This is a genomic window from Actinomadura syzygii, from assembly GCF_008085905.1.
GTDB lineage: Bacteria > Actinomycetota > Actinomycetes > Streptosporangiales > Streptosporangiaceae > Spirillospora > Spirillospora syzygii.
Genome location: NZ_VSFF01000013.1, coordinates 183538 through 203398, shown reverse-complemented (window position 1 = coordinate 203398; position 19861 = coordinate 183538). Strand labels below are relative to the sequence as shown.

The following is a 19861-nucleotide window of genomic DNA, read 5'->3' as shown; positions in this document are numbered from 1 at the left end:
ACCGGGAACTGGCTTTTCTGGACGCTCCGCCGCCACCGCTCTTAAAGCCCGTCCGAGGAACAAGCCGCATGAGCGATCGCCTTCGCATCTGGTGCCTGCGCCACGCCGAATCGGCGAATGTCATCACCGGCACTGCTGGAGTCGTTCCGGCCGCGCCATTGACCGAGCACGGCCGCCACCAGGCCCTCGCGGCGGCCCGGCTACTCGCAGACGAGCCGATCACGCGGATCTACTCCAGCACGGCGGTCCGGGCACGGCAGACCGCAGAGCACCTTGCGGCCCTTCCGGAACTCACCGTCACGGCGATGCCAGAGCTGAACGAGGTCGGCATCGGCGAGCACGAGGGAACCAACGATCCGGCGGTCCGCGCACGGACAGCAGAGGTCCTTCACGCCTGGATCGTCAAGCAGGACCTAGACCAACGGGTCTCAGACGGCGAGACGGGACACGACGTCCTCGCCCGCATGACGGCGACCTTCGCGACGATCGCCACGGCCCACCCCGGGGAGACCGTTGCCGTAGTCGGCCACGTCGCCAGCCTCACCGTCACCCTCGCACGACTATGCGCCCTCGGCTCCAAGGTCTGGGGCACACCTCTGCCTCACGCGCGCCCCTTCCTCGTCGAGTGGGACGGCCACGCCTGGCACTGCCCAGCATGGCCTGACGGGCATTGCGCGCCCTTGGCGCCGGGGGTGAAATAGGTTCGACCGTCCCGGGGCGTTCGGGCTTGGAGACCGCGTGGCGACGATGTCGGGTAAGACCTGCCTGGTGACCGGTGCGACCAGCGGCATCGGGAAGGAGACCGCCGTCCGGCTGGCGGGAGAGGGCGCGACTTTGATCGTCCCCGCCCGGACGGCGGCCCGCGGTGAGGCGGCCGCCGATGAGATCCGTCGCCGGGTGCCGGGGGCGCGGGTGGAGACCCTGGCCGCCGACCTGTCGAGCATGGCCGAGGTGCGGCTGCTGGCCGAGCAGGTCCAGGCCCGGTATGACCGGCTCGACGTCCTGGTCAACAACGCGGGCGTGATCATGATGCGGCGGCGGACGACCGCAGACGGCTGGGAGAGCACCCTCGCGATCAACCATCTGACGCCGTTCCTGCTGACCAACCTGCTGCGCGGACTGCTGGAGCGCAGCGCTCCCGCGCGGGTCGTCACGGTCGCGTCGGCCGCCCACAAACAGGTCCGGACGATGCCCTGGGACGAGCTTTCCGCCGGTATGCCCACCGATCAGCGGCAGGCGTATCCACTTTCGAAACTGCTGAACATCCTGTTCACCTTCGAGTTGGCCAGGCGCCTGGACGGCACCGGCGTCACCGCCAACTGCCTGCATCCGGGTTCCGTGCGTTCAGGGCTTGGCCGCGACGTCACGGGCGTACTCGGCGCGCTGTTGCAGGTCGCACTGCGTGTGCAGCGCGGCCCCTCGTCCGGTGCCCGGACCTCGGTGTATCTCGCATCCTCACCGGACGTCGCGGACGTGACCGGTGGCTATTTCGTCAAAAGCAGACTGGTCGAGCCGAGCGCCCTGGCACGAGACGAAAAGGCCGCCGCCCGGCTGTGGACGCTCAGCGAAGAACTCACCGGCCTCAACCAGAATGGTGACGGCTAGCACTCCAGCCGCACTCAGACAGCACGTTTTGCTGTGACCCGTGCGCCGACTCCGTCCAGGATCAGGTCGAGTCCGAAGGTCACGTCATCGTCGACGACGTCGTCGGTGTAGTCGTTGCCGTCCATCATGGACGCCAGGACCGAGTGACCGCGTTCGCGCAGCCGGGGTAGGAGGAACCTGGTCACGGTGTCCGACTGCGTCGGAGTCGCCGTGCTGTAGCGCAGGTCGCGGCGCATGCCGCCGATCTGCCGCGCGTAGCCGTCCAGCACGAACGCGCATCCCAGGGCCTCGGCGGGGGGCAGCCCGGCGCCGGTCAGCACTTTCAGGATCGCCTCGGTCCAGTCCAGCAGGTTCGGCGTCACCGGGGCCCCGCGGACGGGGAGATCGCACAGCCAGGGGTGGACGTCGAACCGGTCGATCATCGCCCGCGTCCACACGTCCGCCGCGTCGCGCCAGTCTCCCGTCCCGGACGCCAGGTCCGGCGCCGGACCCCAGGCGGCCTCGGCGACCAGGACCAGCAACTCGTCCCGGGACCTCACATACCGGTAGATCGCGTTGGCGGTCAGCCCGAGCCGCTGGGCGATCTTGGGCATCGACAGGGCGCCGAATCCGTCCGCGTCGGCCAGTTCGACGGCCGCGCCGACGATCTGCTCGACGCTCTGCGACGGCTTGCGCCCGAGCTTGGTCGTCTTCGCGGGGAGGCCCCAGGCCAAGGCCAGTCCCGGCGGCAGGTCGGAGTCCTGCGGGCTCGGCATCCGGTGGCCTCCTCCGCTCGACCGGGGATCCCTGTCCGGCCGACTCTACCTTGACTTCGTGTATGCCTCACACTTAAGTTCGTGTGACCCACACACGAATGATGATCGTCAGGGGGAGTGCGACATGGAACTGCTGCATCGACACCACGCGCCGGGCGGGCGCACCCGACGGCGGCCCGGCAGGGTGGTGGTGCTGCTGACCGCGGCGTTGCTCTCGGGCTCGATCGCCGGTGCAGGGGCGGCCGACGCGCTGTCACCGGGTCGCGGTGACGACGGCCCTGCCGCCTCTGCCGTGGTTCGGACCGATGCCGGCGCCGTCCGCGGCAGGGTCGATTCGACGGCCAGGGTGTTCCAGGGGATTCGGTACGCCGCGCCGCCGGTGGGCGACCTGCGCTGGGCCTCGCCGCAACCGGCCACGCCGTGGCGGGGCGTGCGGGACGCCACCAAGCCCGGCAACCGCTGCGCCCAGGCCGCCGGAGTGATCGATGAGGCCAGCACGACAGAGGACTGCTTGTTCCTCAACGTCACCACGCCGCGCAACACCGGGAAACGCAAACTGCCGGTGATGGTGTGGATCCACGGCAACGGGTTCATCAGCGGCGCCGCCAGCCTGTACGGCGCGCGGCGGCTGGCCGCCGAAGGCGACGTGATCGTGGTCAGCCCGAACTACCGGCTCGGGATCTTCGGATTCCTGGACCACCCGGCACTCGACCACGGCAAGGCCCGCAACCTGTCCGGGAACTTCGGCCTCGAAGACCAGCAGGCCGCACTGCGCTGGGTGCAGCGCAACGCCGCGGCGTTCGGCGGCGACCCCGGCAACGTCACGATCTTCGGCGAGTCCGCGGGCGGGACCAGCGTCTGCGCCCAACTCGCCGCGCCGACATCGGCGGGGCTGTTCCACCGGGCGATCGTGCAGAGCGCGCAGTGCACCGGTGACAAATGGTCGCCGGGGCCGCCGACCTGGTTCCCGCTGCCCCGCGCCGACCGCCAGAAGAACGGTCTGGAGGTGGCGGCCAAGGTCGGCTGCCCCGACCCGGTGACCGCGGCAGCCTGCCTGCGCGGCAAGCGCGACAAGCGCGACATCAGTGAACTGGCCAAGTGGTCCGACGTCGGTGTCGGGTCAGGGCCCACAGTCGGCGGGGGCTTCCTGCCACTCAGCCCCGAGCGCGCCTTCGCGACCGGCCGCTTCAACCGTGTCCCCGTCATGCAGGGAACCACTCGGGACGAACACCGCCTGTTCACCGCGGCGATCGAGGTCGCCACCAAACAGGTCACCACTCCCGACAGCTACCGCGAGCAACTCGCCGCCTTGTTCAGCCCGGCCGACCTGCGGCGAGTTCTGGCCCGGTATCCGGTCGCCAAGTTCCACTCCGCAGGCGAGGCACTGTCGGCGGTCGTGACCGACTGGGCCTGGGGATGCCCCGCCCAGGACCGCGACCGCGCACTCGCCGCGCACACTCCGGTCTACGCCTACGAGTTCGCGGACGAGACGGCGCCGTGGTTCAGCACCCTGCCCAAGCCCAACTTCCCCACCGGCGCGTTCCACGGAGCCGAATTGCAGTACCTGTTCGACGACGAGCAGCTCCCCGGCCCGCAGACACCCGCCCAGCGACAGCTCTCCACGACCATGATCGGCTACTGGGCCCGGTTCGCCGCCACCGGAAACCCCAACGGCAGCGGACAACCCCGCTGGATGCCCTTCCAGGACGGCGGTCGGGTGCAATCACTCGCCACCACCACGATCGGCCAGACCGACCGCAACGCAGAACACCAGTGCGCCTTCTGGAAGACCATCAATTCGTAACCCGGCGAGCCCCTGGCGAGCCCCTGGCGGGGCTCGCCATCGTAGACGCTCGCCCACCTAGTGATGTCGGCCCGCACGTCATCCGCACGTCATCCGCTCGCTGATCTCGCGCGAACTACGACCGGCGGTTCACGTTTCCGCCGCTCGACCCGCCCGTGACCAGCGAAAAGGGAAGCCCATGAACCGAAGAACCGTCCTCGCGCCCGCGACCCTCCTGGCGGCGGTGCTCCTCGCGCTCGTCGCGATGGTCGGGGCCTACGCTCCCCAGTCCCACGCAGCGGGGCCGACCGCGCGCATCGGGCAGAGCACCACGACGCTCGGCACGACGAGCCAGGCCGCGGCCGCCTCCGACTTCGTCATCAAGTCCTTCGCGTGTTCGTCGAAAGTCCAAGAGGGCAAGAACATAATCTTCTGCAAGGCGGAGTGGACCGGAGGAAAGGGGCCGTTCACTCCGAAGTTCAAGGTCAACCTCACGTTCTTCGACCCGGTATTGAGATTCTGGAATGAAACCCGGACCGCGGAATACACCTTCAGGTGCCTCGGCGGAATGGAGTACGTCGTGACCTTGAGCATCGGCGACATTGACGGCAGTGAAACCCCGAAGCAGGGACGTTACGTCGTTTGCGGCAACCAGTAACTCGGCTGGAGTGACCGGCGAGGTGGCCGGTGGCGAGTGATGGACGCCGGTCCCCCTCGCGCCGGGTGGGGGGCGAGTCGGGACCCCTCGCCCGGCAATGCGGAAACCTCGGCCGCATCGACCTCCGTCCGTGAAAGGGCGGCATGGGAGCGTTCCAAGAGAGGCGATGCGGCCGCTTCCGGCCGTTCGTGCATATGTGAACTTCCTGGTCATCGCCCGATCGTGATCTTGAAACGACGATTGGAACGATTCTTTGTCAAAGAGTCGGCATTGACGTTCGATAATCGATGATCAAGGCGAGATGGGACCTGACTTCACCTGGCAATTGCCGCGTGCCGGAAAGTTGAAAAGCTCTGATTGACGGTAATTGACCATAAAAGTTACCATTCAAGCAGATCCCGGATCTGTCTTCATCGGCGCCGGTCTCCGGTCAATCCGGAGACCGTCGCCGTCTCCCACGGCTCCCCCCGAGTAAGGAATAGCATGCGCAAAGGGATCGCCTTATCCACGGCTGCCGCAGCGTTAGCCATGACCGCCGCGTCGGTCACGCCCGCCGCTGCGTCCGAGCATCTGCTGGCTCACGGCCCGACCGGAATCACCATCGATGTCGTGAGCTACAACGGCAGTGGTTGTCCGAAGGACAGCGCCGAGCCCGCCATAGCGCCCACCGCCGACTCGTTCACGGTCACCTACGCCAAGTACATCGCCCAGGCGGGCGGCACGGTCTCGCCCGTCGAATCCCGCAAGAGCTGCCAGCTCATCCTGAACGTCCACGTCCCGCACGGGTTCAGCTACGCCGTCTCGACGACGGAACACCGGGGCTATGCCTCCCTGCAACCCGGGGCGAGCGGCGCACAAGTCGCCAACTACTACTTCCAAGGCCAGCCGGAGACCGCGCAGACCTCACATCCCCTCGCCGGCCCTATCAAGAGGAACTGGCAGTTCAACGACAGCGTGACGTTCACGCAGCTCGTATGGTCGCCATGCGGCGAGGAGCGGTTCTTCAACATCAAGACCGAAGTGCGGGTAGACCAGGGGACCTCCGACAAGACGAAGATCAGCTTCGTCGGTGTGGACTCCCTCGACAACACCGTCAAGACGACCTACCGCTACACCTGGAAGACCTGCCCGTAATCGGGCGGCCCGCCTCCAAGCAACTTCCTACGGAAGGGACAAGGGTCCATGCGTGAGGGAGTGGTCTGCCTCTCCGCTCTCGCGTTGACCGCGGGCATTTCCCCCGCGGTGTCGGCGGCGGCGGCGTCGAACGCCCCGCCGCCCCCAGGGTCCGAAGGCGGTTCAGAGCCCCTCAGCTGAGAAGTTCGGCTAGCTGGGCCATCTCGCTCGGGGGATCGATCACCGGCTGGATGAGCAGTTCGTCCACACCGGCCTGTCGCAGAGTGGCGACGCGCGCGCGAAGGTCGTCGTGGGTGCCGACCAAGGCAAGGTTGTTCATCAGCGAGGGCAGGATCAGATCGCGGTCTTGTGGCGCGATGCGTCCGAGATAGTTGGGATAGAGCTTGGTGTGCCGGTCAGGTGCATCCGCAGTGGTGCCGCGTCGGTCCAGCAGTCGCCGCACCGCCTCGCGTTCGGCGGGGCCGAGCTGGTCGGCGAAGGCGGGCGTGTCGGCGGCGGTGTCGGCGGCGAAGGCCAGCAGCGACAGGACGAGATGACCGGTCGCCTCCCGGGCCGCGTCGCTGTCGGCTGCCTCGTCACCGTCGAGGACGTGCAGCGCGGTGACCAGATAGGAGTCCGCCCGAGGTTGTGTGCGGCGGGAGCCGAGATCCCGGGCGGCGTTATGGCGGACATTGAGTAGCGCGCGCCAGGCGGCGGGGTCCAGCAGGCCGAACGAGATCAGGCCGGTGCCGCGACGACCGGCGACAGCGGCGGCCTTCGGCCCCAGCGCGGCCACGACGAACTCGATCGGATCGGCCGTGTTCGCCTGCGCCCCGGCGTGCAGGAAACGGACGTCGCGCACCAGGTCACCTTCGCGGTACTCAACGCTGCGTCCGGCGCACAGGCCCTGCAATTGGGCGAGGAAGGTCTCCACCGTGGCCGCCGTGGTAGGCCGCATGCCAAGCGTGCGCCGCGCGGTGTTTCCCGTCCCGACTCCGCAGATGACCCGTCCCGGCGCCAATGCATTGAGACTGGCGAACCCACTCGCGGCGGCCGGGGCCGAGCGCAGCGCCGGTGAGGTCACGCCAATACCGAGCCTGATGCGCTTGGTGGCCTTCGCACACAGGCTTAAAGCGACGAAAGGATCGCCGTGGACCATCGGTGTGTCGTTGACCCAGAAACTGTGCAGTCCCAACTTCTCGGCATGTACGGCGAGATCCTCCACTCCGGACTGTGCGGTAACCACGACCCCTGCACGCATCGAAACCTCCAGGGCACGATCGCTGCACATTCACCCGTACTCAGCTCTACACTTCCAGGAGTACGCCCACAGCAGTGATTTCCAAGATTTCACGAACGGTCCGACCTCGTGATGAGTCGCCGCGACTTCCGCGTCGTCGGCACGCTCGTGGGCGTCCGCTGTTGTGGGCTTCTTCAGAAGGAGCTGGGCTCATCGCCTCTCGGGTCGGGCAGTTCGGCGGCGGGGAGGAGCGGTAGGCCACCGGGAGCGCGGCACGCCTCCAGCAGCCGATTCAGCTGGAGGTCGTCGGTGGTCGGCGGCCCTTCGCAGACCTCGAAGTACTCGGCCAGGAACTCCTCGACGTGGGCGCCGTGCACCGTGCCGTCGTGCCAGGGCATCGCCGTACCGCCGAAGACCATGAGCATCAGGTCGGGCACCCGGCGTCCGGCCTTGCCCAGCGCCGGCTGGAAGTAGGGGATCGGAAGGAACCGCGCGTCGAGCCGCTCGTAGAAGCGCAAGCGCGCCCGTGGATCGCCGTAGGTCGTGGCGTGGTGGTGCCGCGGATCCTCGATCTCGGCGACCTGCAGTCGGGGGTTCCAGCGCGCGGTCCACGCGTCGGTGGCCGCGGCCATCAACTGCGTGCCGACACCACCACTGCGCACACCTGGCAGCACCGCCAAATAGGACAGCAACGTCACCTGGCTGCCGCCGAACCAGTCGCCGACGGCACCGCCGAGGATGTCGCCCGCGGGCGTGCGCGCGGCGAGGACGTGGGTGCCGCCCGAACGCACGCCGTCGACGAAGGTGCTCTTGGCCTCCAGCTCGTCCGGGGGGAAGTTCGGCACCAACACGCTTTCGTAGAAATCGGTCAGGCCGGAATCATCGTCGGCGGCCATTGGTTCGACGTGAAACGCCGGTGGAGCCGATGCGGCCATGGGCTGCTCCTCGGTAAGGGGACTCATACCAAAATCGCACTGAATCGCGAGCGGGAAAGCCAGGTTTCGGTATGTTCGTGTGTGCGCGGAGGTAAGGTCGCAAACTGCTCTGGCGTTAGTGCATGATACGCCCCGCACCCTGCGGCGGCCTAGTGTAAGAAGGGGTGGGCGTGAAAGATTCGTATGCAGTTGTGGTAGCCGACACCGATGGCCTGATCCGGTCATGGGATTCCGGCGCCGAAAGGCTGCTCGGCCATCAGGCCGGTGCCGTTGTCGGCCAACGCCTTGATGTGATCGTGCCGGACGAGTACAAGGAAGCGCATTGGACCGCTTTCCACGCGCTCATGGCCACTCCCGCGACGTCCACCGACACCGCACTCGACCGCGGCGCCGTGCGCCTTCCGGTTCACTGTCAGGACGGCTCGGTGCGGCCGCTCGCCGTCCGGCTGATACTGCTCCGTGATCCCTGGGGAAGCCCGGCCGGGGCCGTCGCGCTCTTCTCGGCGGCGGAAGCGCCCGCGGGCGCCGACGCGCTGCCCGAACTCTGATTTCGACCCGCCCGCAAATTGGTCCCGTTTCCGCGGCGAGCGTGTTTGCGATACAGCACACCCTCGGGGATTTGTCATGCCCGGCGACGGGGTAGGACGACGGAGAAGAAGGCAGAGTCATGACTGAATTCGTGCGCTATACCTTGGAAGATGGATCCGAGGTGCTTTTCGAGGCGGACAGTACCGCCCTGTTCGACGACCAGGGCGGTGCGGATGAGATCGCCGACCACGGCCGTCTGCGAACACGGTTCGCGCTTATCGCGGGCACCGCGCAGGAACTGGCCGCCTCCACCCGCGCCACGGTCACCGGGGTCGACGAGGTGACGATGAAGTTCGGCGTCAAAGTGTCCGGGAAGGTCGGCTGGTACTTCGTCAAGGCGCAGGGTGAGAGCGTCATCGAGGTGACGCTCACCTGGAGGCGTGGGAGGACGGCCGAGGAATGAGCGGTCCGCTCGACCGCGTGGTCGCGGCGGCGCCCATCGTCTGCCGGCGGCTGAGGGAGGGCGACGTAGGCGATGGGGAGAAGGGGGTGCCCCTCGGCTCTGGAGTTCTGGTCGGCCCCAATCATGTACTGACCGCGGCGCATGTTCTGGAGGGCTGCGCCGGGTTGAGGATCGGGCTGCGGTTCGACGGGTTCCCGATGGTCGAGGCGAAGCGTGTCGAGCTCGGGCGCGAGGCCGATCCGCAGAACCTGGACGTGGCGCTGCTGGAACTGGACCGTGCGCCGACGGGGTTGGCGCCGGTGGCGCTGTGGCCGGTACGGCGCCTCCCCGACAAGGTGCACCTCTTCGGCTACCCGGAGGAGGACCCGAAGGCCGAGGGCGCGTGGCGGGACTTCACCAATCCGACAGAGATCGCCAAGGGGTTCGTGCAGGTCGACTGGCCTGAGAAGGCCCGCGGCTCGCTGAAGGGCCAGAGCGGCGGTCCGGTCATCGCCTTCGCCGGGGAGCGCCCTTGCCTGGTCGGCCTGCTGCGGGGGGCGAGCGCGCCCCTGCGGATCTCTCGCTTCGTCCCGATCAGCGCGGTGAGGAAGGTGTGGCAGGGCCTGCCCCGCCCGTGGTTCTTCGTCGGTGCGGGAGCGGCGGCGCATTTCACGTGCCGGGCCTATGCCCGGCAGGCCGGCGACCCGGACGCGGACCTGTTCCGTGGCCGCGGAGAGGCCGTCGACCGCGTCGTCGAGCATCTGAGGGCGGCGGCGCCCGGGGGGCGGGCCCTGGTGATCACCGGCAGACCCGGCACGGGGAAGTCCTCGGTGCTGGCCCGGGCGATCATCGACCAGCCCGAGGCGAGCGCGGGTGGGAGCCTGGCGTTCCATGCCCGTGACGCCACGGTGGGCGCTCTGCTGGACGCGGTGGCCGATCTTTCCGGCCTGCCCCGGTCGGCCTCGCCTGACACGCTGGTCGAAGCACTCAGATCGCTGGACGGGGCGGCCGCTCCCGTCCAGATCGCGGTCGACGCGCTGGACGAGGCGGCCGACGGCGAGGCGAGGAAGATGGCCGAGGTGCTGTCGGCGCTGGCGCGGGTACCCGGGTTGCGTGTGGCGGTGGCCTGCCGGCTGAACCGCGATGTCGACGGCGACGACCTGCTGGCGCCTCTCCGGCCGCCCGGCGGAGACTGCGATCTTGTCGACCTCGATGGCGAGTACCAGGACCTTCCAGGGCTGGAGAGCGCCGCGGCCGCCGTACTGGCCCGGGTGGACGTGCACGAACCGTCTGGTGCGGCATGGCGTGCGTATCGGAGCGACCCGGACCTGCGTGCCAGGCTGGCGCGGGTGATCGGCGACCGCGCCGAGGGCAACCACCTGGTCGCGGCGCTGGCGGCCATCGCGCTCGCCCGCGCGGACGCGCCGGTCGATCCGGCCGCGCCCGGTTTCGACGCGCGGGAGATGATCCCCTCCGGCGTCGGCGAGGCGCTCAACAGCTACCTGAACCGCTTTCCCGAGGCCGAGCGGACCGCCCTGCGCAGCCTGCTGACCGCCCTCGCCTACGCCCGGGGCGCCGGGCTCACCGACGACCAGTGGCTCCTGTTCGTCCGCGCCCTGGATCCCAGGAGGATGCAGCACCTCGGCCCGGAGTGGATGCACTCCGGGGCCATGAACGACTATCTGCTCACCACGGGAAGCGGCGCGGACGGGGTCACAAGAAGGCTCTTCCACCGCGCGCTGGACGAGGAGCTTCTGCCGTCCGGGCCGAAGCGGGCCCGCGACCAACAGGCGATCGTGGAAACGCTGGTGGAGGTCCATGGGGGCGCGGGGAACGGCGCCGGATGGGACACGGCGCCCGCCTACGTGATCGCCCACCTTGCCGAACACGCGGCCGAGGCGGTGCCCGGCGTGCTCGACCGGCTGATCGGCGATGCCGAGTTCCTGGTGCACGCCGACCCGGCGTCGCTGCTGCGAGCGCTCAACCGGACCACGACACCGGAAGGGACGCCGGAGGGCGGGGCGGTCCGCGACGTCTATCGCACCTCGGCCCACCACTACCGGGGTATCGACCTCGGGACCGGGCCGGAGCCGGACGACCGCCGCCTGCTGTTGGAGGAGCGCCGGGAGCTGCTCGCCGTCGACGCCGCCCGATTCCGGGCCACGGCGCTGCTCCGCGGGCTCAGCGGCCCGTTACGGGTGCGGCCTCGCTGGGCCAGCGGCGCCCAGGCGAGCCGTGCGCTGCTGTGGAGCCTGCGCGGCCATGACGCCGGGGTGAGCGCCATCGCCGCGACACGCCTTCCCGACGGCCGCCAGGTAGCCGTCACGGGTGGGTTGGACGGCTACCTCTGTTTCTGGGACGTACGCGACGGTTCCCAGGTGCGCTGCCCGCTGCCCGACGGCGCCGACATAGTGCAGGCCGTCGCCTGCGCTGACCTCGGTGGCCGGCCCGTGGCGTTCACCAGCGGTGACGACGGCGCGGTAAGGGCGTGGGACCTGCGGACCCGGGCCCCGTCCGAACGCCTGACCGTTTCGGGGCACGGTGCCCACGCCCTGGCCGGTGCCGTGGTCGACGACGGGCCGGTTCTGGTCTGCGGCAGCGCGGCCGGGCCCGACGGATCCGCCGCATGCCTGCGTCCGTCGCCTCCCTTCGCCTGGCTCCCCCTGGCCGGGTTCCCCGGTTCGCCGGACCTGGTCGTCGCCTGCCTCCAGACCGGGGCGACGGAGGCGCTGGCGGTCCTGGCCGGTCGCACGGGCGGAGCCCAGGTGTGGGACCTGCGGTCCGGGGTGCGGCGCCCGACCTCGATCGACGGTGTGAGCGAGGTGCAGGCCGTGGCCTGTGCCGAGCTCAACGGCGCCCCGGTGGCCGTCACCTGCCATCGGGATCGGCCGATGCAACTCTGGAATCTGGACACCGGCAAGCCTCTGGGACAGCTGGGCATGGACGGCGAGCGTGCACTCGCCGTGGCCTGTACCCGTGTGGGCCGTGCCGTGATCGCTCTCAGCGCGCACGCGGACGGGACGATCGGCGTCTGGAATCTCGAGGTCCGGCGGCGGGTGGAGACTCTCGTGGGGCACACCAGCGCGGTACGCCAGATCGCGTGCGCGGCAGGGGACACGGCCCGTTCGGCCGACGGCGGAACCGATCAGCCGTTCGCGATCAGCGGGGACGACGACGGGACTGTCAGAGCCTGGGATCTGTCGGCCGTGTGCGGCACCGCCGGACGTCCGGGCGGCTCGCGCGCCGCACGCGCCACGGGCAGGTCGCGGGCGACGAGCGCCTCGCGGGCCACGGGCGCCGCACGTGCCACCGGCGGCTCGCGCCGTCAGCGGCGCACGTCGTACGGCGGGTCCGGGACCGCGGCGCCGGCTCCGCGCCCCGGCCACTCGGCCGAGGTGTCGGCGGTCGCGTGCGTCCCGGGCGAGCCGGTGGTGCTGAGCGTGGCCGCCGACGCCGTCCGGTGCTGGGATCTGGCGTCGGGTGAGCCGCAGCAGCCGTTCACGAACCTCGGGGCCCCGGTCACCTCGGTCGGCTGTGGCGTGCTGGGCGATGAGCCCGTGGTGGTCTTCGGCGGCGCCGAGGGGCGGGTGAGCGTCCGGCACCTGGACGGCGGCGCGCAGCCGATGGTGCTCGACGTGCCCTTCGGACCGATCTCGGCCGTGACCTGCCGCGGCACGGCGTCGATGATCGACGGTGCGGCCCCGGCGCTGCGGGTGGCCGCGGCCGATGGCCGGGGCGGTCTGTGGGCCTGGGACGTGCCGGGCACCGGACCGCCCGGCGCACCGGCTCCCCGGCACCTGCGGCCCGACCCGCAGCGCCGCGGCGCCATCACCGCGCTGGCCTGCGGTGAGCTCGACGGCCACCCTGTGCTGGTCGGCGCCCGCACCGATGAGCGGGCCCAGGTCTGGTGGCTGGACACGCTGCAGACCCGCAACTACCTGCGAGGCCATACCGGGGCGGTCAACGCGGTCGACTGCGCCGATTCGGGCGGAGGACCGCTCGTCGTCACCGGTGGCGAGGACGCCCACGTCCGCCTCTGGGATCTGCGAAACGTCGAGCTGCTCGCGACCCTCTCCCATGACGGTGAGGTGCTCGCGGTGCTGGCCACGTCACTCGACGACCATCCCGTGGTGATCAGTGGGGGAATGGATCGTTACGTCATGATCTGGAGCGTGCAGGACCCGTCCGATCCCCGTCTTCTCTACCGGATCGCCTGTCCCTATCCCGTCACGGCGCTCGACAGCGCGCCCGGAGTGCTGGCCGTGGGGTCGGGACGCGAGGTGATCCTTTTCGAGCTTCCCCCGTCGGTCAGGGAAGCGGAGCGGTGATCGACCGGTCGTCCAACTCGCGCCGGCGGACCCGCAGGAAATGTCGGACGGCGTCGGCGAACGCGCTGGACCGGGTGTCGAGGTCCGCGCTCGTGGGAGGCGGAGGGAAGATCCCGTCCAGCGTGTCGCCGCCCGCCGTCCGCCGGTCGGACGCCGTGGCCCCTCCGGTCTGCCGGATGTGGGCCCAGTACGGGCGAAAGAGCCGTTCCATCCGGACCAGGGCGGCCTCGTACTCGCGCCGGGCGACCGCCCGCAGCTCAGCGGGCCGCGAGGCGTCCTCACTGATCAGCTCCAGGTCGCGCATGCGCGCGCGGGCATGGTCCATCCGCGACTCGTACAGCACCCTGGTGTATTCACTGGGCGCCTGGTCGGGCATCTCCTGGCGGGTGTTGAAGGCGTAGGCGTGCATGACCGCGCGGGCATGGGCGTCAAGGGCCGCGCGCAGGCGCCCCGCGGCCTCGGCTGGCGACGCCTCCAACGCACGCCGCCAGTTGATCTCCCCGAACGTCTCGGCCAGCAGGACGCGCAGCTCGTATTCGGCCTGCTCGGAGATCCTCGCCTCCAGGGGACGGATCTGCCGCTCGGCCTCGTCAAGGTGCCCCGGGTACTGCGGAGCGCACAGGACGTCGGTGCTCAGGTAGTCGACCCACAGCAGGCACCATTCCTCCTCCAGGTAGTCGAAGGCGATTCTGGCCTCGTGGTAGGCGGCCAGCACCTCTTCGAGCGGGCGCTCCAGGCGAGTGCCCACCTCACCGAGGTACGTGTTGATCAGGCCCCTGACCTGCATGACGTCGTCGTCTTCTGGAGAGTCCTGCCGGACGCCGTGTGCCGCCTGGTCGAGCAGGGCGCTCATCCCCTGGAGCGCCTCCCAGGAGCTTTCCCACTGCCCGGCCTCGGCGTACTCGGGCCGTAGCGCACTGGGGAAGGAACTGCGGAACCTCCTCAGATGCCCGATCCATTCACGGCTCGCGAGCGACCCGTCCGCATTGGGCATGTTCTCGAACCTGTCGAGGATCTCATCGCAGAGCGGAGAGGGCACCGCCTCACCGAACCACCAGAAGGCGTCGAAGAAGACCCGTGCGAAAGCGAGGTCGACCGTTCGCGGTTCCGCGTCCGAGCGGGCCAGGTGAAAGAGCCAGTCGGTCTGTAACGCGTGCCATTCGGGGTGTTCGTAGCGATGCCACGTACGGTACAGCGCATCGTCCTCGTCGGTTTCGAACGCGTTGAGCAGTCTTTCCCAATGCCGGGCGGCATGGCCGTGCATCCGGTGGTAGAAGGCGGGGTCCTGGGCGAGCAGCGCCCGTTCGCGGCGGCCACGCACGGCCTCGTGCAGCCGCAGTCCCTGCTCGAGGTCGTCGTCGAACCCGACGACGAAGGACTGATGCCGCAGGACGGTTTGCAGCGCGGACACCTCGGCCGCCACCGCGCCGGTGTCCTGGAGGAGCGCGGCCAGCAGCGGCTCGTCGAACCGCCGTACCACGCTCAGCCTGTCCAGCAGGCGCAAACGGCCCCGGTCGCGCGTCCAGGAGGCCGGTCTCCACAGATCGTCGAGCAGCCCGTCCAACGCCGCGCCGATCGCCTCCAGCCGCGAGGACGTTTCGGTGCCCTCCTGCGGGGGCCCCGTCTTCCCCGTTGCGCCGAACGCCCGTCGCAGGTCGAACTCGTCGCCGTAGGCGGCGTGCAGGTCGGTGGCTATGCCGACCGCGAGGGCGTGTCCCTGGGTCACCTCCACCGTCTGGGCGATGAGACGATCGAGGTCCCCGGAGGACGGCAGCCGGACCCGCTGGTAGCTCGCGACGTCCGAGCGGCTGAGCGGGGGCAGGTGGTGCACGACGCCCTCGGGTGTCGGGCCGCCAGGCCGGCGCGCCACGATCCTCACGCTGGACGGCAGCCGGACCAGCAGGTCGAGCAGCCACTCGGCGGTCGGGGTCCCCTCGACACGGTCGAACTCGTCGATGAGAACGGCCAAGCCCGCGTGGTCGCCGGTCGGTGCCTCGCAACCCGCCAGTGCGTCCCTGACCTCATCGAACAGAAGCCGGATGAGGTCGCCGGGCCGGGCGGCCACCGCGTCCTGCCGGCCGACGCGCGCGTCCGGCCCGGGGCCATCCGCACCGCAGTGCTTTGGATCGGACATGCGCTCGACACGCCAGACCGCGTCGATGATCCGGTTCGCGGCGTCCTGGACGCTCCTCTGGCGGGCGGCATCGAACATGTGGGCACCGTCGAGATCGGCCGCGATGAGCCGGGCCGCGGTACGACACCAGTCGAGCGTGGTGCGCGCCTGCGCGTCCGGGGTTCCCGCGGGGGCCGCCGCGACCGCGGCGATCCGGCTGGCGCTGATGTAACCCACGGCCAGTCCACTCGCGGCGAGTCTGCGGCTCGCTTGGAAGAGAAGTGACGACTTGCCCGTGCCCGTACCACCGACGACCTGGTGCATCCGCTGCCGCCCGGTCGTCGTGGTGAGCTCGGCCAGTAAGTCCTCACGTCCCACGAACCAGGCATCGGGCATCCAGTAGAAGTCGACCAGTTCAGTCATTTGTCCGCTCTCCGTACCGCGAAGATCCGAGCGCTCACGATGCTTTCAAAGCCGCCTCTAGATCACAATGAAAATGCCTCGTCGACTCCATTTGCGCGCCAATCGAAGCGCGGCCCAGAGCGTTGACGCCGACTGGTCTCATCCCCGGCTGTCATCCGCCTCCGGTGGCCCTGGTGAATGTGCCGGTGTAGCGCTGAGGACCCGGCCGACATTCGCTCCCATCGCATCGCCTGACATTCTTTTCGGACCTTTGATACCGGGCGGACGTTCCGATGCGTTCGCGGCGCGAGATGGACGTGCGGGCGCGACGGCAAGCTCATCCCCAATGTCCGGCTGAGCGATTCTCGCGCATAAGTCGTCCGGCACCGGCCGACGTGGCGGGCCCGGACGACCTTTGCCAGGCAGGCCCTAGTCCCACTGGGCGTACGGACGCTCCGCACTCGTCGAAATGTTCGCGAGTGACCGTGACCGGACAGCGGGGTGCCGTCCCCGAACCACCGCTGTCCGGTGGGCCTCTCACCAGGCGTAACCCACCACACACCGGGGAGACAGGATGAATCTCAAGCGGATCGCGGTCGCCGGGCTCGCCGCCGGGAGCATGGTGCTGGGGGGCGTGGTTCTCGCCTCGCCCGCCTCGGCCGACCCCGAGCCCACCTACAAGGGGCTCACCTGGCCGGTTCTCCGGCAGGGTCAGACGAGCGAGAACGTCCGGGCCCTGCAGTGGCTGCTCAACTGCCACGGCGACAAGGTGGCCGTGCCCTCGCACTTCGGGCCCAAGACCTACGCCGCGGTGCGCAGCTTCCAGTACAAGAACGGCAACAAGGTCGACGGCATCGTGGGCGCCTCCACCTGGCTCAGCCTCACCGGCAAGGGCGGGTTCTCCTACGGCGAGCGCAACGACTGCGTCAAGGGACTGCAGGTGGCGCTCAACAAGTGGCGTTACAACGACGACCTGCCCATCACCGGCTACTTCGGCCCGCGCACCAAGACCAAGCTGAACAAGTTCCAGAGCGCCCACGGGCTTCCCGTCCACGCCTACGCCGACCCCAAGGACTGGAACAAGCTGGTCTCCACTCCCGCCGGCAAGTGACCCCGCCAGGGCCTTGCGGCCCGATGCGGTGACGGCCCCGTGGAAGGACGACCTGCTGCTCCGTCTGGAACTGGAGCCTCCTGGACGAGGGGCAGCAGGTCGGTTGTAGCGCGGTTTGGGGAGAATAGGCGGAAGAATGGGGGTTGTTGACTGGCCGGGCGGTGCGGAAGGCAGGGTGGCTTTGAGCGGTGAGATGCGGTTCACCGTCACACGGACGCTGAGCAAGGATCAGCAGGCGCGGCGGGAGCGGCTGATCGAGTCCGCGCGGGAGCTGGCGCTGGAGGGCGGGTATCCGGCGGTCACCATGCACGACGTCGCGGATCGCGCGGGGGTCGCGCGCGCGACGGTCTACCGCTACTTCGCCACCAAGGACCACCTGCTCACCGAGGTCGCCGCGACCTGGGCGCACCGGGTGACGAGCGACGTCGACGCGCTCGCGGTCGGGGACACGCCCCTCGAACGGCTCACCGCGCTGCTGGAGCGGATCGTCCGCGTCGCGGCGGCGGAGCCGACCCTCACGTCCGCCATCATCCAGGCCGTGACCTCGGACGACTCCAGCGTGGACGAACCCCGCAACGTCCTGTTCCTGTTCCTGCGGGAGCGGCTCTCGACGGCGATCGGGGAGCCGGTGCCGGAGCGGGACGACGTCGAGGTCGTCCTCGGGCACGTGCTGCTCGCCGCGCTGATCAGCCTCGCGTCGCTGCGGCAGCCGGTGGAGGAGGTCGCGGCGATGGTCCGGACGGCCGGACGCCTGGTGCTCGCCGGAGCTCTCGCCGCACCCGCCGCGTCCTAGATCTTCAGGCGTTCCTGACCGCTTCGCCCACCTTGGCCGGGGAGGTGCGCCAGGGGGCGCCGTGGCCCGGCAGGACCCAGGACGCCGGCAGCCCGGCGATCCGGTCGAGGGAGTCGAGCGCCTGGGACGGGTCGTCGGTGAACGGCGCGGGTTGCGGGCCGCCGCGTCCGGTGAGGACGTGCCGCGTGGTCAGGGCGTCCCCGACGAAGAGCGCTTCGGCGATCGGGACGTGCACCGCCACGCTTCCCGGCGAGTGACCGGGCATGCCCACGATCACGGGGCTTCCCGGCAGGTCCAGGACGTCGCCGTCGCTGATCTCGGTGACCTCGCTGACGTAGCGGGGACGCAGGCCGTTCTTGCGGATGGAATAGCCGAAGAAGCCGAGCGTCGGGCCGAGCCGCATGGGGCCGAACGCGACCTTGGGCTTCTCGCCCGTGCGCGTGCGGTCGGCGTCGGCGGCATGCACGAACACCGGGACGCCGTGTTCGCTCCGGAGGCGTTCGGCGAAGCCGATGTGGTCGGAGTCGCCGTGGGTCAGGACGAGCCCGCGGATGTCGTCGGCGGACTTGCCCAGGGAGCGGAGTTCGTCCTGTAGATCCCGCCAGTGGCCGGGCAGTCCCGCGTCGATGAGCGTGATGCCCTCGGGGGTGTCGATGAAGTAGCACGCCACGATGTCGTTGCCGAGGCGGTGCAGATGCGGTGCGAGCTTCATTGGGTTTCCTGCCTTCGACCTTGGCGGAGATGGTGATAGCTAAGATAATTAGCTATGATGGCTACGTCAAATAGCCTTCGTTGTGAGAGGACGAGCGATGCCGACCCCTGAGAAGACCTCGCTCGACCGGATCGTCGCCGCGGGACGCGATCTGCTGGAGGCGGGCGGCCAGCGGCGGCTGACGATGCAGGCCGTCGCCGAGAAGGTGGGAGTGCGCGCCCCGTCCCTGTACAAGCACGTCGAGAACCGCGCGGCCCTGCTGACCGCCGTCGCCGAGGCGACGGTCGACGACCTGGGCGTCCGGCTGGCGGCGACCGACGGGTCGCTGGAGGGGCTGGTGCGCGCCTACCGGGAGTTCGCACGGTCCTGGCCGGAGGGGTTTCGGCTGATGCTCTCCGCGGACGCGCCGTCCGAGGCCCTGGCTCGCGCCTCCGACCCGGTGTTGCGCGCCTCAAGGGAGCTCGTCGGCGACGGGGAGGCGCTTGAGGCCGCGCGCCTGGTGACGGCCTGGGCCACCGGTTTCATCGAGATGGAGTCCATCGGCGCCTTTCGGCTCGGAGGCGATGTCGAGCGCGCCTTCGAGTACGGCCTGTCCGGCATACGCCGAGCCCTGACGGAAGGGCGCTCGTCTTAGATTGGTCCACGGTGGAGTGGAGTGATTGGACCTGGTGGGTGGGCCATTGCGGCTCTAGTGTCCGGGCCGTGACTAATCCTCTGCTGTTCTTGCTGGCCGCGTTGACACTGGTCGCCATACCCGGACCGAACCATCTGTACATCACCACCCGCAGCATCGGGGAAGGGCGGCGTGCCGGGGTCGCGTCGGCGCTCGGCGTCGAGACGGGGACGCTGGTCCACATCGCCGCGGCGGCGGCCGGGTTGTCGGCGGTCGTCGCCGCGTCCGCCACCGCGTTCGGCGTGCTGCGTTATGCGGGCGCCGCCTACCTGGTGTTCCTCGCCTACCGGACGCTGCGCGGTCGTGACGAGTTCGACGGGCCCGAACTCAAGCCGCAACCGTTGCGGCGTGTGTACCTGGACGGCGTGCTGGTGAACGTCCTGAATCCCAAGGTCGTGCTGTTCTTCCTGGCGTTCCTGCCGCAGTTCGTCGACCGGGACGCGGGCGCCGTCCCGTTGCAGATCGCCGTGATGGGCGTCGTCCTCGCGCTGATCGGCCTGGTCAGCGACATCGTGTACGCCGTCGCGGCCGGGTCGATCGGGGCGTGGCTGCGGGCGCGTCCCGTGTTCCAGCGGCGGCAGCGGTACGCGACGGGGCTCGTCTACCTGGGGCTCGGCGCCGCCGCCGTGTTCGCCGGGCCCGCCGCCCGCCGAACCTAGTCTCTCCATCA

At 69.6% G+C, this 19861-nt stretch carries 17 protein-coding genes; 12 read left to right on the top strand and 5 right to left on the bottom strand.

From position 1 onward, the window contains the following. Positions 1 to 68 precede the first annotated feature (68 nt). Together FXF65_RS32900 and FXF65_RS32895 are read left to right on the top strand one after the other, a co-directional pair. Positions 69 to 701: a histidine phosphatase family protein gene (locus FXF65_RS32900; RefSeq protein WP_222868854.1), complete on the top strand. Its 633-nt coding sequence runs from the start codon at positions 69 to 71 to the stop codon at positions 699 to 701. 46 nt (positions 702 to 747) lie between these two features. Then, positions 748 to 1605: an SDR family oxidoreductase gene (locus FXF65_RS32895; RefSeq protein ID WP_148354134.1), complete on the top strand. Its 858-nt coding sequence runs from the start codon at positions 748 to 750 to the stop codon at positions 1603 to 1605. Positions 1606 to 1619: 14 nt separating this feature from the next. Here the strand turns inward: FXF65_RS32895 and FXF65_RS32890 are convergent, their stop codons facing one another. Continuing rightward, positions 1620 to 2360, bottom strand: coding sequence for a TetR/AcrR family transcriptional regulator (locus FXF65_RS32890; protein WP_148353963.1), 741 nt, complete (start codon positions 2358 to 2360; stop codon positions 1620 to 1622). Positions 2361 to 2484: 124 nt separating this feature from the next. On the opposite strand from FXF65_RS32890, the gene FXF65_RS32885 reads away from it, so the two are divergent. The 3 genes from FXF65_RS32885 (at position 2485) to FXF65_RS32875 (ending at position 5935) form a co-directional block, all read left to right on the top strand. After that, positions 2485 to 4164: a carboxylesterase/lipase family protein gene (locus FXF65_RS32885; RefSeq protein ID WP_148353962.1), complete on the top strand. Its 1680-nt coding sequence runs from the start codon at positions 2485 to 2487 to the stop codon at positions 4162 to 4164. 178 nt (positions 4165 to 4342) lie between these two features. Then, positions 4343 to 4801 carry a hypothetical protein gene (locus tag FXF65_RS32880; RefSeq protein WP_148353961.1) on the top strand — a complete coding sequence of 153 codons (459 nt, stop codon included), beginning with the start codon at positions 4343 to 4345 and terminating at the stop codon, positions 4799 to 4801. Positions 4802 to 5284: 483 nt separating this feature from the next. Further along, positions 5285 to 5935 (top strand): DUF4360 domain-containing protein, encoded by a 651-nt coding sequence (locus tag FXF65_RS32875; protein WP_148353960.1) that lies wholly within the window; start codon positions 5285 to 5287, stop codon positions 5933 to 5935. 172 nt (positions 5936 to 6107) lie between these two features. On the opposite strand, the gene FXF65_RS32870 is transcribed toward FXF65_RS32875, so the two are convergent. Both FXF65_RS32870 and FXF65_RS32865 read right to left on the bottom strand, forming a co-directional pair. Continuing rightward, positions 6108 to 7175, bottom strand: a complete 1068-nt coding sequence (locus FXF65_RS32870; protein WP_148353959.1) for an LLM class flavin-dependent oxidoreductase — start codon at positions 7173 to 7175, stop codon at positions 6108 to 6110. 173 nt (positions 7176 to 7348) lie between these two features. Continuing rightward, entirely contained in the window at positions 7349 to 8089 is a 741-nt protein-coding gene (locus FXF65_RS32865; RefSeq protein WP_148353958.1) for a GNAT family N-acetyltransferase, read from the bottom strand. 170 nt (positions 8090 to 8259) lie between these two features. Between FXF65_RS32865 and FXF65_RS32860 the strand changes: the two genes are divergently transcribed. From FXF65_RS32860 to FXF65_RS32850, 3 genes are all read left to right on the top strand, one after another. Then, entirely contained in the window at positions 8260 to 8637 is a 378-nt protein-coding gene (locus FXF65_RS32860) for a PAS domain-containing protein (RefSeq protein WP_187412623.1), read from the top strand. Positions 8638 to 8756: 119 nt separating this feature from the next. Continuing rightward, the gene (locus FXF65_RS32855; protein WP_148353956.1) at positions 8757 to 9080 is read left to right on the top strand and encodes a CU044_2847 family protein; all 324 of its coding nucleotides are present in this window, start codon (positions 8757 to 8759) and stop codon (positions 9078 to 9080) included. Next, positions 9077 to 13387 (top strand): trypsin-like peptidase domain-containing protein, encoded by a 4311-nt coding sequence (locus tag FXF65_RS32850; protein ID WP_148353955.1) that lies wholly within the window; start codon positions 9077 to 9079, stop codon positions 13385 to 13387. Before FXF65_RS32855 ends, FXF65_RS32850 begins: the two co-directional genes overlap by 4 nt. Here FXF65_RS32850 and FXF65_RS32845 read toward each other — a convergent pair. Next, positions 13368 to 15923: a P-loop NTPase family protein gene (locus FXF65_RS32845; protein WP_148353954.1), complete on the bottom strand. Its 2556-nt coding sequence runs from the start codon at positions 15921 to 15923 to the stop codon at positions 13368 to 13370. The genes FXF65_RS32850 and FXF65_RS32845 overlap by 20 nt on opposite strands. Before the next feature lie 553 nt (positions 15924 to 16476). On the opposite strand from FXF65_RS32845, the gene FXF65_RS32840 reads away from it, so the two are divergent. Beyond that, complete coding sequence (locus FXF65_RS32840; RefSeq protein ID WP_148353953.1) at positions 16477 to 17013, top strand: peptidoglycan-binding domain-containing protein; 537 nt, start codon at positions 16477 to 16479, stop codon at positions 17011 to 17013. Between the two features lie 175 nt (positions 17014 to 17188). Further along, complete coding sequence (locus tag FXF65_RS32835) at positions 17189 to 17806, top strand: TetR/AcrR family transcriptional regulator (protein ID WP_246199282.1); 618 nt, start codon at positions 17189 to 17191, stop codon at positions 17804 to 17806. A 4-nt stretch (positions 17807 to 17810) separates the two neighbouring features. Here FXF65_RS32835 and FXF65_RS32830 read toward each other — a convergent pair whose 3' ends face one another. After that, positions 17811 to 18518: an MBL fold metallo-hydrolase gene (locus FXF65_RS32830; RefSeq protein ID WP_148353952.1), complete on the bottom strand. Its 708-nt coding sequence runs from the start codon at positions 18516 to 18518 to the stop codon at positions 17811 to 17813. Positions 18519 to 18615: 97 nt separating this feature from the next. Between FXF65_RS32830 and FXF65_RS32825 the strand changes: the two genes are divergently transcribed. Next, on the top strand, positions 18616 to 19152 hold the full coding sequence (locus FXF65_RS32825) for a TetR/AcrR family transcriptional regulator (RefSeq protein ID WP_148353951.1): 537 nt from the start codon (positions 18616 to 18618) through the stop codon (positions 19150 to 19152). A gap of 68 nt (positions 19153 to 19220) precedes the next feature. Further along, positions 19221 to 19850 carry a LysE family translocator gene (locus FXF65_RS32820; RefSeq protein WP_148353950.1) on the top strand — a complete coding sequence of 210 codons (630 nt, stop codon included), beginning with the start codon at positions 19221 to 19223 and terminating at the stop codon, positions 19848 to 19850. Positions 19851 to 19861: the final 11 nt, after the last annotated feature.